Below are 13,105 nucleotides of genomic sequence, written 5' to 3' on the forward strand. Positions count from 1 at the left end.
CGCCGTGCAGGTGCTGTTGCGCGCCTGGCTTCGAAGCCTGACACTGCCCGCGGGTGTTACGAGCCACGGGAGGCGAACATGGGCGCGGTCTCCGAGAGCATTTTCTGCGACCGCCGGATCGGCACGTGCACCTTGCTCGCGCTGAGCGGTGCGTTGACGAGTGCCCCGCCCGCCGTATTCGCGCAGCCACCGCAAATCGTCGAGGTGACCGGCTCGCGAATCCTTCGTCCCGAGCTGAGCGGCAATACACCGGCGATCGCGGTCGATCTCGAGACGCTCGGCAACCTCGGCTTCGAGAACTTTGCTGACATGGCGACGCAACTGCCGCAGTTCGCGGCGGGGTTCGGTGCATCGCGAACGCAGTCGGCCACCTCCAGCCCGATGTCTTCCGGTCTCAACCTGGTGAATCTGCGCAACCTCGGTTTTGCGCGCGCCCTGGTGTTGATCAATGGGCGCCGCACGGTCGGCGGCACATCGACGACGACGGCGGTCGACTTCAACACGATGCCGACCTCCAACATCGAGCGCATCGACATCATCACCGGCGGCGCTTCGGCAGTGTACGGCTCCGACGCGGTGGCCGGCGTGATCAACATCATCACGAAGAAGAACTTCGACGGCTTCGAAGTCGGCGCCGGATACGGCCAGGCGCAGCGAGGCGACAACCGGAACCCGACCGGCCATGTGATGTGGGGGCGCAGCTTCGGCAATTCGGGCCGCGTGCTGGCCACGCTGCAGCTCGACCGGCAAGGGCAGGTGAGCTGCCGCGATCGCGAGCTGTGCTCCGAGGACTTCTTCTGGGGAACACCCGCCAACCCGCTTCGCGGGCCGCCGGCGTATTCCGATGTCGGTGTCGGCGGCCGGTTCTTCGTTGGATCGAACAGCTACACCCGCCGCAACGACAGCTTCGTCGCCGGCGGCCAGTTGATTCCGTTCTCGCTGGCGATCGACGGCTACAACCGAAACCCCGAGCGCGACCTCGCGATTCCGACCCGGCGCACGATGGGCGCGCTCGACGCAGAGTTCGTGATCACGCCGTCGATACGCGCCTACGGCGAGCTGAACTACGGCAAGACCGAGACCACCGCGCACCTCGAGAGCATCGGGTTCCAGTCGCAGGCCCAGGGCAGCATGTTCGGCACGCTGCAGGCGACGATTCCGGTCGGCAACCCGTTCATTCCCGCACCGCTGCTCGCGGCAGTGAACGCCTTCAACGCCAACGCGCAGCCGGCGCAGCGAATCGCGGCGCTGACCTGGTGGCAGCGCTTGAACACCGTCGGCGGCCCGCGCGGCGCGACCAACGAGCGCGAGACCACGCGCATCGCGCTCGGCGTGAAAGGCGACTCGACGCTGTTCGACCAGCCGTGGCGCTGGGATCTGTACCACGTCGACGGGCGCACGGACACCACGCTGCGTGCCAATGGCCTGGTCAGCACCTCGAACCTGTACCACGGCCTGCGGGTCGAGCCGGACCCCGCCCCGGCTGGCCGCTGGCGCTGCGTTGACGCCGCTGCCCGGGCCGCCGGCTGCGTGCCGATCAACCCGTTCGCCGACTACACCGCCGAAATGCAGGAGGCGTTGCGCGTCGACGCGATCTCCACCGGAACAGGCCGGCTCAGCAACACGGTCGGGACCGTGAGCGGCACGCTGGCCGAACTGCCGGCGGGATCGCTGCGTGCTGCGGCCGGCCTGGAGCGGCGCAGGATCAGCGGTTTCCTCGACATCGCGTCGGTGAGCAACCAGGCGCTGGCGACGGGCACTCCGATCGCCGACACCGACAAGTCGACGATCACCACCCGCGAGGCATTCGTCGAGGCACTGGTTCCGGTGCTCGCCGACCGGCCCGGCATCCGGTCGCTGAACCTCGAAGCCGCTTTCCGGCGCTCCGAAGCCGACCGATCGGGCTACGACACCTGGAAGATCGGCGGCGACTGGGAGCCGGCCCCCGGCCTGCGCTTGCGTGCGATGCGCGCACGCGCTGTTCGTGCGCCCGAACCCCGGGACCTGTCCGGCGGCGGCGCGATTCCCGCGGCGCTCATCAACGACCCTTGCACCGCCGCGCGCCGCAACGCGAGCCCGATCCGCGCCACGAATTGCGCTGCCGACGGCGTGCCTGCGAACTACGCGCCACCGGCCGGGGTCCAGCAGGGCGTGACCGGCCGGTTCCCTTCCAACCCGGACCTGGCGCCCGAAGTCGCGACCACGCTGACGCTGGGCCTGGTCTGGCAGCCTGCGCAGATCGAGGGCCTGATCGTTGCAGTCGACCGTTTCAAGATCGACGTCCAGGGCGTCATCGCGCCGTTGGCTCGCCAGATCGCCGTCGACAGGTGCTACGACACCGCCGAGCGGCAGTTCTGCGGGTCGATCGTGCGCGGATCGCACCCGCTGGTGCCCGGCGCGACGTACGTGCTGGTCGGCGTCAACCAGCGCGTGGAGAACATCGCGATGCAGAGCATCGCCGGCGTCGATGTCGACATCCGAGTTCGCTGGAAGACCGACTTCGGCCAACTCGATGCCGGCGTGCTGTTCACGCACTACGACCAGGCGATCCTGGTTCCGATCGCGGGCAGCACGCCGGTCGATCTGCTCGGCCCGGCCGGCGGCGCGCCGAACGGCTGGATCCGGAAGACCGCAGCGGCCAACGTCGGCTGGAAGGTCGGCAACTTCAGAGCCCACTGGAACATCCGCTACATCGGCGACGCCGACATGGCGGTCGGCACGACGGCGCAAGGGTTCCCGCGCATCCCTGCGATGGTCTACCACAACGTGCGCGCCGGCGTCGCGTTCGCCAAGGGCGGCGAGGTCTTCTTCGGCATCACCAACGTCGGTGACAGGACACCACCGTTGTTCGCGTCCGGCACTGTCGGCACGGGGGACACGGTACCCGGCTACTACGATGTGTTCGGGCGCTCGTTCTTCGCCGGAGTGAAGGTCAGGTTCTGGTGACGGGCGCATCATCGGCGCTGGAGGTGAGCGAAATGCAGCGACGTCACCACATCGCCTGGTGCCTCGGCGCAGGGCTGCTGGTCGCAACCTGCGCTCCTGCCCAGCCGCAGCGCCAGTACCGGCTGGGCATGCTGCTGGGGGGTGCCCCCCCTCCCCCGGGGGTACCTGGGATGCCCAGCTTCTTCAAGGACGAACTCGAGCGGCACGGCTTCGTCGAAGGACGAAACCTGGTGATCGACCGCCGCTATACCGAACGCGACTTCACGCGGGCCGACGCGGCGGCCGCAGAGCTCGTGGCACTCAAGCCCGACGTGATCTTCACGGTGGCGGGCACGGTCGGCGCCCGGGCCGCGCAGAGGGCCACGCGGACCATCCCGATCGTCTTCGAGGCGGTGGGCGACCCGGTGCGTGCCGGACTGGTGGCCAGCCTGCCGCGTCCTGGCGGCAATCTCACCGGCACGGCGACCTTCCCCACGCTGGACGCCAAGCGGGCGCAGATCCTGGTCGAGGCCCTCGGCAAGCCCACGCTGCTGGCGGTGCTGGACGTGCGTCGCACCGAGGCGCAACGCCAGCGTGCGATGGAAGGGTGGCCGGAGTTCCCGGGCACCCGGGTGCAGGTCTTCGAAGTCGAGCGCAGCGAGGAACTGCCAGCCGTCTTCGAGCGCATCGTGCAGCAGAAGGCGTCGGGCCTGGTGGTCATGCACGCGCCGTTCACCGCGGTCAACCACCCACTCATCGCGCAACTGGCGACCAAGCACCGGCTCCCGGCCATTGCCAACGGCCACGGATACACGATCGCGGGACTGATGCTGACCTACACGACCGACTTCAAGGAGGCCTTCATACGCGCTGCGGACTACGTGGCGCGCATCCTTCGCGGAACGGCGACGCCAGCCGATCTGCCGGTCGAGCACTTGTCGCGCTTCCCCTTCGTCATCAACCAGAGGGTGGCACGCGAGTTCGGCGTGCGCATCCCCGCGGCCCTGCTGGTGCGCGCTGACGAAGTCATTGAGTGAAGGTCGCTTGTCGGGGCCGCGTTGCGACGCTGAAGTCCGTGGGACCCGAATGGCCGGCGCCCGGACTGATCACGATCCCAGCGTCAGGTAGCCCGTCGAAGCGATGAAGTCGTGCGTTCCCATCAGTTCGATGATGGTGGTGTCGGTCGGCCCCAGGACGCCCGACGCCGACTGGGCCACGTAGGTATTGCCGCCGAAGACCGCATAGGCCACGCCATGGGCGCCGAGTGCGGCCGCCGCCGCTTCGATGGCAGCGATGGTCTGCGCCACCGAGGCGCCCGCAGGCGTTGCCGTCAGCGCATTGGCCGACGATGCGATGTCGGCGTTGAAGACGATGCGGTCGCCGGTCTGGGCGCCGGTGATCACGTAGTTGGGCGTCGTGGCATAGGCCGTGCCGCCCGTGCCCACCGTGATGTAGTCCGGCGCCGAGCCCGCGCCCAGCGTGAGGTTGTAGAGACCCGTGGTGTTGGTGGTTGCACCGCCCAGCGTGACGTAGTTCGAACCGGTGCCCAGCGTCAGGTTGACGGTGCCGGCGATGGACACGTTGGTGACGACGTTGTTGCCGTCGCCCAGCGTGATGTTGTCCGTCTTGGTCGACCCGGCGCCGGCCAGGGTGAGCTTGACGTGGGCGGGATCGGTGGCGCCGGAGATCGTCAACCCGTTTGTATTGGTGAGCGTCATGCCCGTGCCGCCCGCCAGGCCGTCGCCGATCTGGACGTTGCCGGTCAGGGTCAGCGTCTGGAGGTTGGCGCTGGACGTCATGGCGCGGACCGTCGCCATCTGCGAGCCGGCGTTGTCGATCGCCAGCGAGGTGGTCAGGGCGGCGGTCAGGTTGGTGATCGTCGACTGGCCCGTGCCGGCGAAATTCAGCGTGTTCAGCTTGGTGTCGGTCAGCTGGCCGATGGTCACGCCGAACGAGCTGGTGTTGGTGTTGGTCAGCGTAATCGTCGTGGCCTGCGTCGTGGTCTGGTTGAGGGTGGTGAAGCGCAGGCCCTGCGTGCCGCTGACGTTGAGGTTGGACAGGCCGTTGTCGGTGACGATGACGGTGTTGAAATTGGCCACGGCATCGCCCGGCGTGATGTCCACGCCATTGCTCACGATGTTGACGGTGCCGATCCCGACGGCGGCGGAGTCCTTGAAGATCAGCGTGCCGAAGTTGACGCTGTCGGTGGTGGCCGTGCCCAGCGACACGTTGACGGTGTCGGCCGGACCGGTGGTATCGGCCGCCACGATGGTCACCTGGGTCGAGGCCTTGTCGATCTGCAGGCTGGCGTTGTTCGACACCTTCGTGAACGCCACCGTGCTGTTGCCCAGGATGTGGAACTTGGTGAAGCCCGCCGCCAGGTTCGACATGTCGATGGTGCCGGTCACATTGGCCGATATGCCCAGGGTTTCAAAGCCCGTGACTTTCAGGCCGGTGGCCGCGGTCAGCGCGTAGGAGCCGCCTTCCAGGATCAGCTCGTCGGCAGTGGATGAGCCGCCGGTCACCGTCTGGGTCGCGTCGACCCGGGACGAGATGCGGATGGTGTCGACGCCGGTGGACCCGACGAAACTCTGCATGGTGGCATCGATCGATACGTTGATCGGACCGCTCGACGTCGTGGTCAGCGTCGCGGCCGCGCCGCGGGCGGCAAAGCCGCCGGCGGCCGTCGTGCCGCCGTCGTTGAAGCCGGCGGCGCCGGAGACGGTGATCGAGGTCAGCGAGCTGTTGATCACGTTGAGCCGGAACACCGCATCGCCGGCCACGGTCAGCGTGGTCAGGCCGGTGTCGGAAAAGGCCGCGAGCGTGGAATTGGCGCCGGTGGCCGTCACGTTCAGCGTGGTGATCTCGTTGTTGGTGTCGGTGAGGGTGTTGCTGACGCCGCTCAGGCCGTTGACGCTCAGCGCCAGGATCGTGTTGGCAGTCGGCACCGCCCCCGCGCCGTTGGTGGCATTGGTGATGGCCAGCGTGCCGGCCGTGCCCGACAGCGACAGCGCCGTCAGCGCGTTGCTCTTGATCGACGAGCCCGCGCCGTAGCTGGACAGGCTCACGGTGGCGATGGTGTTGGCGGTCGCCGTGTTGTATTGGGCATCGGTGATCGTCACCGTGCCGTTGGCGGCGATGCCCGCGGCAGCGGTCACCGCGGCGACCGCCGTCACCGCCGTGCGCGCCGTCACCGGCTGCGTGCCCGGCGCGGCGGTCACCGCGTTGATCGCGCTCACGCCCGTGACGGCAGCCACCGCGTTGGCGGCAGCCACCACCGGCGCCTGCGACACCGTCACCGTCGTGGTGGCCGCTGAGCCGTTGACCGTCACGGCGCTCTCGCCCGTGACCGTGGTTCCGGTGGCATGCGCGGCGGTCTGCGTCACCGAGACCGTGGTGCCCCCGCTGACCGTGATGGCGCCGCCGGTCTGGCCCGCGTCGACGCTGGAGGTCACGGTCACGGCACCGGTGGGCGCCGTCGTGCCGCCGATGCTGATGAGGCCGGCACCCTGGTGGATGGACGCCACGCTCACCGTGCTGCCGCCATTGGCCACGATGTCGCCGGTGAGCTGGCCGGCATCGGTTTCGGTGATGCTGATGGCGGTGGCGCCGCTGTCCACCGTGACCGCGCCCACCGCGGACAGGGTCAGCGTGGACAGGTCGGTCCAGCCGGTGGTGACGGCATGGACCGTCCCGGAGGAGATCAGCGAAGCGCTCTCGACGTGGACCACCGTCGTGCCCGCGGTCGACAGGTTGGCCGTGTCCGTCACGGTGAGCGTGTCCTTGCCGCCGCCGCCATCGATGGAGTCGGTCCCGCCAAAGGCGCCCGTCACCGTGCCGTTGATCGTGTCGTCCTTGCTGCCGCCTGCCACGGTGTCGTTGCCGGCGGTCAGCGTGAAGGTCTGGGGCACGGAGGGATCCAGCACATAGGCTTGGGCCGCCACCGTGCCGCTGTTGCCCGCCGTGTCCGTCACCCGCACTTTCAGCGTGTCGCTGCCCGTCAGCGTCACGCCCGCGAGTGCCCAGGTGTTGGCGCCGACGCTGGTGGTCGCGGTCGTCCAGTTGCTGCCGTTGTCGATCGACACTTCCACGATGTCGCCGACCCCCATGTTCGCGCTGGTCGTGCCGGAAAGGGTCTGCGCCGCCGCCGTGGTGATGAAGTCGGTGCTCGACGAGCCGTCGTCGTCGGAGAACGCCATCGTCGCGATGCTGGTCGTCGGTGCCGTGGTGTCCACCGTCACGCTCAGGCCCGTGGAGGCGCCGCTCACATTGCCTGCCAGGTCGGTGGCCTTGGCGGTCAGCGTGTGCGCGCCCTCGCTGAGCGCGCTGCTGGTGATCGACCAGTTGCCGCCGGTGGCGGCTGCCGTGCCCAGCGCCGTCGTGCCGTCGGTGTCGAGCAGCGTGACCGTCGAACCCGCTTCGGCGGTGCCGGTGTAGGTCCCCGTGGTGACGCGGGTGATGTTGTCCGTGCTGGCACTGCCGTTGTCGCTGGTCGCGGCCAGGTCGGGCGTGGGGGGCGCGGCGGGCGCCGCCTGGTCCAGCACATAGGCTTGGGCTGCCACCGTGCCGCTGTTGCCCGCCGCGTCGGTCACCCGCACCTTGATCGTGTCGCTCGCCGTCAGCGTCACGCCCGCGAGTGACCAGGTGTGGGCGCCCACGCTGGTGGTCGCCGTCGTCCAGGTGCTGCCGTTGTCGATCGACACTTCAACGCGCTCGCCGGCAACCAGGTTCGCGCTCGTCGTGCCGGAGATCGTCTGCAACGCCGTCTTCGTATTGAAGTCCGTGCTCGATGCGCCCGTGTCGTCCGAGAACGCCAGCGTCGCAACCGTCGTCGTCGGTGCCGTGGTATCCACCGTCACGCTCAGGCCCGCGGAGGCTGTGCTCGTGCCCGCCGCGCTGGTGGCCTTGGCGGTCAGCGTGTGCGTGCCTTCGCCGAGCGCACTGCTGGTGATCGACCAGTTGCCCCCGGTCGCCGTCGCCGTGCCCCGTACCGTCGTGCCGTCGGTGTCGAACAACGTGACCGTCGAACCCGCCTCGGCCGTGCCGGTGAAGGTGCCCGTCGTGACGCTGGTGATGTTGTCCGTGCCGGAGCTGCCGCTGTCGCTGGCCGCGGCCAGGTCGGGCGTGCTGGGCGCCGCGGGTGCGGGTGCGGGTGCGGGTGCGGGTGCGGGTGCGGGTGCGGGTGCGGGTGCGGGTGCGGGTGCGGGTGCGGGTGCGGGCGGCGGTGCGGGCGTATCCAGCGCGGCCTCGGCGGCCGGGATCGTGGAGGCATCCTGGCTCACCAGCAGCAAGACACGCTGGAGCTCCGCCACATTCACAGCGCTCTGCTCCTTCGTCACCGAGTGGTAGAAGGCCACGGCGGTCTTGTTGTTCAGGACGGCCCGAGCATCCCGATACTCGGCGCCCGTGGTTTCCTCGAGCGCCAGCAGACCTTCGAAAATGATCTGCCCCCTGCTCATGCCGGCACTGAACCGGCTGATGACGAAGTCCAGGGCACCGGTGTCACGCTGCAGGCCCAGAGGCGACAGAAGGAAGGAAGCAAACTCGCCGGCCGTGTGCGAGGACGGCGAAAGCGCCAGGAAGAGCGGATGGTCCGCAAGCGTGCGGGCCAGTTGCTGGAGGCTGCGGCCGTTGCCTTCGTAGGCGGCGGTCAGATCGGCGAGGTAGGCGGCACCCGGCGAGGCATTGAACATGCCGACGATCAGCTTGATGAGATGGCCGCGCTCTTCGCTCGAAATCGCCATGCTTGCCCCCTGAAGATGTCAACGGTTCTGGAATGCGTGGCACGCAGGCAGGCACGGCGGTCCGACTTTGGGCGAGTCGCCGGCCCAACGCCGCGTTCAGGGCGGCGGACTGCATGTTTTATCAGTTTACGAAGGGGGGAGCTTCGGTAAACGCCCAACAAGGCCGGGAACGGCGTGCATTTCCGCGCGGGCTACGCGCCGGCCATCTCCTTGGAGCAAGGCTGGTCGGTCCGCTTTTCATTGAGCAGCGTGTTCCGGATGTACTCGACCGGATAGTGATGGTCAGCTGCCGCGAGGTCGCCTTGACCACTGACCAGTTCGGCGAAGCCGCAGGCGATGATCTGAATCGAATGCCCGGCAAAGTTCGAGCGTGTCTTCAGTTGCAGACCGAGATCGTGCCGGCCAAAGCGCGCGTCAGTGGCTGTGGTGGCGACAAAGCGGACCTTCTCCAGGAACTCGCCGCCGTGGTAGACCCGATGGAAGATCGGGTACGCGTTCTTCACCAGTTTCAGCAAGCGCAGCTGCGACCAGTTCGTCACCGGCGTGGTGTTGAAGGTGAACACCTCCTTCACGCTCTTCGACAGGTAGCCGGTCTGCTGAGCCAGCCCGCCGCCGAGAGAATGCCCGGTGACATAGATCCTGGCGTCCGGGCCGTTGGGTTCGAGCACCGCTGCCAATTCCTCGATGAGCGGCACCATGTGCGTGCGCGCCACGGCGTACTGGGCCGGCTCGAAGCCGAAGAAGGCCGCAAAGTTGGAGCGCCAGTCGTTGAACATCTGCCCCGGACGGTTCTCGGTGCCGCGGAAGGCGATCACCGCTTCTTCGAACTTGCCCGCTTCTCGCTCGTAAACGTAGGTCTCGTAGTGCAGGCCGGAGGGGTCATCGAGACAGGGCACGATGCCGTCCTTGGATTTCGGCGTCCAACGCAGCCACCGCCCGGTGCGCACCTGTGGCATGCCATACGTCGGCGTTGGCGCGCCTGACCCTGCTGTGGCGAGGTAGGCGCAGCCGTCACTGTCGCGCGCGTCCCTCGGAAGGTCACGGCGGTAGACGGCCTCGGCGAGAAGTGCCATCAAGCCGAAGCGCTGCGCCATGTCGACGAGGAAGCGGTCAGTCTCCGGCCTGAACTTCTCGCTGTCGTTTCCTCCGTCGTTCGACGTCTGGCTGGCGTACATCGTGACGAAGACACCACAGCCCGCCAGTGATGTCGCCATCGCCGTCACGGCCATTGCAGCGACGAACTTTGAAACCCGACAGTGACCACGCAACATTCTTCAATCTCCATTCGGCTGCTCACGACTCCGCAAACTGCCCCCGCCCCATCGACTTCGCGCGATAGAGCATCGCATCGGCCCGGGCCACCAGCGCGCCGCAATCGTCGTTGCCGCCGCTGCTCAGCGCGATCCCGACGCTGGCTCCGACGTGGACGATGAGCTCTCCGAGCTGGAACGGTGCCGCCGCTGCAGCGATGATGTTCCTGGCGACCACCCGCGCGCTGGAGCCGTCGCGCACGTTCGTCACGACGATCGCGAACTCGTCGCCGCCGAGCCGGGCCACGCCGTCGGTCGGCCGCACGGCGCTCTTCAGCCGGGTGGCGAACTGCTTCAACAGCTCGTCGCCGACCGGGTGGCCGTGCGTGTCGTTCACCGGCTTGAAGCGGTCGAGGTCGACGTACAGCAGCGCCAGGCTCGTGCGCGCGTCCAGCGTGCGCAGCCGGTCATCGAGCAAGGCCTCGAAGCCGGCGCGATTGAGCAGCCCGGTCATCGGGTCGAGCTGGGACAGCTGCATCAGGCGCTGCGCTTCCTCTCTGTGCTCGCGTTCCCGCTGCTCCTTCGCGAGGCGCGCCTCGGAAATGTCTCGCATCACGAAGGAATAGCGCGCGACGTCCTCGTCGGCATGCCCGATCACCATGTGGCTCACGGGCACCACGCGCCCCAGGCCATCGCGAATGGTGGCCTCGCCGAGCCAGATGCCGCTGGCGGCGACGGCGGGGACGATCGTGCGCAGGAAAAGCTCGTCGGTCTCCGGCGTCGTGAACTCGGCGAAGTTGCGTGCATGCACGTCCTCTTCGAGGTCGATGTTCAGCCAGCGCCGCGCGGCGGGGTTCATGAAGGTCGCGTTGCCATGCTGGTCGATCTGCACCACCGCATCGGTCGTGTTCTCCAGCAGCGCGGCCAGCTCTCTCTGCGAGCGCTCGGCGAGGTTGCGCTCGGTGACGTCGACGCCGGTCGAATAGAAGCCGCGCACGCTGCCGTCGTCGGCCCGGTCGGGGATCAGCTGGCAGTGGATGCGCGCGGTCCGGCCGTCGACGACCTCATCGAACTCGAATTGCTGCGCCTGCCCCTGCAGGACGCCTGCCAGGGCGGCGGCTGCATCGCCGCTCAGCGGGGTGCCGGTGAGCTCCTGGCGCGTGCGGCCGAGTATCTCGTCGCGCGGCAGGCCGAATCGCTTGCAGTGCGCATCGTTGACGAACAGGTAGCGCGCGCCTTGATCGAGGTAGGCGATGCGCACGGGCAGGCCGTCGGTCACGTGGCGCATGAAGCGCTCGCTGTCGGCGAGCCGGCGCACGACCGGACGGACCTGGCTGCGCAGCGCGTAGATCGCCACCACGATCAGGCCGCCGATCGACAGCGCGAGCACGGCCAGCCGGGAGCGCAGCGGTGCGTAGAGCGTGCTCAGGTCGGTCTTGACGGCCAGGCCGAGGCCCAGCTCGCCGATCGGCACGTGAGCCGACACGACGTCGATGCCGCGCGGATCCTTGGCCACCTGCACGCCGCTGTGCCCCCGCAGCGCGCGGACGACCGGAAACGCCGGCTGGGCTGTCTCGTCGTACAGCGGAATCGTGAAGGGCGCATGCCGAAACCTCGTCGGCGCACACACCGCCCAGCGCTGGTCGACGCTGCAGATGGCGGCATCCGAGGTTTCGTTCGAGCTGCGCACGTCGGACACCAGGCGATCGAAGAGCGGCATGCGTTGCTCGGTCACCAGCCGGCCGACCGGCAGCCCGTCGTGGTGGACGTCGCTCTCCGTGGTCAGCACATAACCTTCGTGCCAGCCCAGCCGGGCGACCTGCCCGGACGCACGCAGCGGGTGAACGACGCTCAGCTCGGCGCGCACGCTGTTGCCCGCGCTGGCCAGGACCGCTCCCGCGACGCTGACGAACTCCGCGCTGCTCAGCTCATCGCCGACGATGTTCTGCGCGACGCGTTGCAGGAAGGCGCGCGATATCGGGTCGGCGGGGTCGGCCGCCAGCTTGTCCAGTGCCTGGGCGACGGCGGGACGCCTCGAAACCGTGCGCGGGAACCGCAGCCCGACCTGGATCGTGTGCGCGAGCGACGTTGCCGTGGTGTTGGCGGCCAGATAGAGGTTCCTCGACAGCGACTGCTGGAAGCTCTCGCGCATCACCGCGAATCCGGCAATGCCCCCGCCGAGCGCCACCAGCGTGATGACCGCGAGCGTCCGGCGCGTGATGCGGCCTTCGATCTGCTGCAGCGGCACCTGCCTGCCGTGTTCGTGCAGCCCCCACAGCCCTGCGCCGACGACCGCGAACGCCACGGCGGTGGGCGGCAGGATGCGATTGAAGTCGGCGAGCTTGTACAGCGTCTGCAATCCCAGCAGATGGCCGGTGATGCCCGCCAGGCCGATGAAGGCCACCGCGCACGTGCAGGCCACGTAGAACGCATTGCGCAGCTTGCCCGCGGGTCGGCCGAGCAGCAGGAAGGCGACGCCGGTGAGGATGAAGGCGACGCTGCCGTTCGGCGACAGACGGCCCGGGTTGAACGGCATCCGCGGGGCCGACCGCAGCAACGCGTCGAGTCCGATGGCCGTTCCGCTCGCACTGTCGATCAGGTACGCGGCGGGGACTGCCACCAGGATCGACGCGCACACGCCGGCGACGCGCTGCAGCCGGATCGACGCAGGCCGCGCCGCCGCTGCGCTCCAGAAACACACGGCGATCGCGACGAAGAGCAGCGGGTTGACCAGGCCGATGATGTCGGCACTGGGAACGATGCCGGACAGTCCCGGGATCGGAGCCACCCGGTGGACCAGGAAGACGAGCCCGTGCAAGGCGGCCAGGCATGCCGCGACACGGGGCACCGACAACGGCGTCCTGACCATCCTCGTCCCGCCGGTTCGCTCTGCCGGCCTAACGCTGCAATGCTCGTCTCCCCGCCGCGAAGTATGGCAGCGCGCGGCCCGCACGGCCTGGGTTCTTCGGTGCCTGCGCGAACGTAAGATGCTCGCCCGTCTTCAAGGCCTTGGCGGCACGAGGCCGGCGGCAGCCGCGGCGTGAGAGAGAGAAAGTTGCAGATCAACGAATTGGGAGCCCGATCGGCTCCAGATCCAGGGCCTGGCGAAGCGCGGTTCAGCGCCCATACGCCCATGATGCAGGGGTGTTTCTACCTGTGAGCGGGGCGGCTCGGATCGTGCAAGTT

Annotated in this window: 5 protein-coding genes; 2 read left to right on the forward strand and 3 right to left on the reverse strand. The window is 68.4% G+C overall.

What is annotated here, in order from left to right:
* The first annotated feature begins 78 nt into the window (after positions 1–78).
* Positions 79–2,946: a TonB-dependent receptor domain-containing protein gene (locus tag HLB44_RS37845; RefSeq protein WP_173122880.1), complete on the forward strand. Its 2,868-nt coding sequence runs from the start codon at positions 79–81 to the stop codon at positions 2,944–2,946.
* Positions 2,947–3,116: 170 nt separating this feature from the next.
* The gene (locus HLB44_RS12445) at positions 3,117–3,962 is read left to right on the forward strand and encodes an ABC transporter substrate-binding protein (protein ID WP_173122881.1); all 846 of its coding nucleotides are present in this window, start codon (positions 3,117–3,119) and stop codon (positions 3,960–3,962) included.
* A 69-nt stretch (positions 3,963–4,031) separates the two neighbouring features.
* On the opposite strand, the gene HLB44_RS12450 is transcribed toward HLB44_RS12445, so the two are convergent.
* From HLB44_RS12450 to HLB44_RS38175, 3 genes are all read right to left on the reverse strand, one after another.
* On the reverse strand, positions 4,032–8,669 hold the full coding sequence (locus tag HLB44_RS12450) for a beta strand repeat-containing protein (protein ID WP_173122882.1): 4,638 nt from the start codon (positions 8,667–8,669) through the stop codon (positions 4,032–4,034).
* A gap of 191 nt (positions 8,670–8,860) precedes the next feature.
* On the reverse strand, positions 8,861–9,898 hold the full coding sequence (locus HLB44_RS12455; RefSeq protein ID WP_173122883.1) for a Tle-like phospholipase domain-containing protein: 1,038 nt from the start codon (positions 9,896–9,898) through the stop codon (positions 8,861–8,863).
* A 64-nt stretch (positions 9,899–9,962) separates the two neighbouring features.
* Positions 9,963–12,872 carry a diguanylate cyclase domain-containing protein gene (locus HLB44_RS38175; RefSeq protein ID WP_173122884.1) on the reverse strand — a complete coding sequence of 970 codons (2,910 nt, stop codon included), beginning with the start codon at positions 12,870–12,872 and terminating at the stop codon, positions 9,963–9,965.
* Positions 12,873–13,105: the final 233 nt, after the last annotated feature.

The organism is Pseudaquabacterium terrae (assembly GCF_013266755.1).
Taxonomy (GTDB): domain Bacteria; phylum Pseudomonadota; class Gammaproteobacteria; order Burkholderiales; family Burkholderiaceae_C; genus Pseudaquabacterium; species Pseudaquabacterium terrae.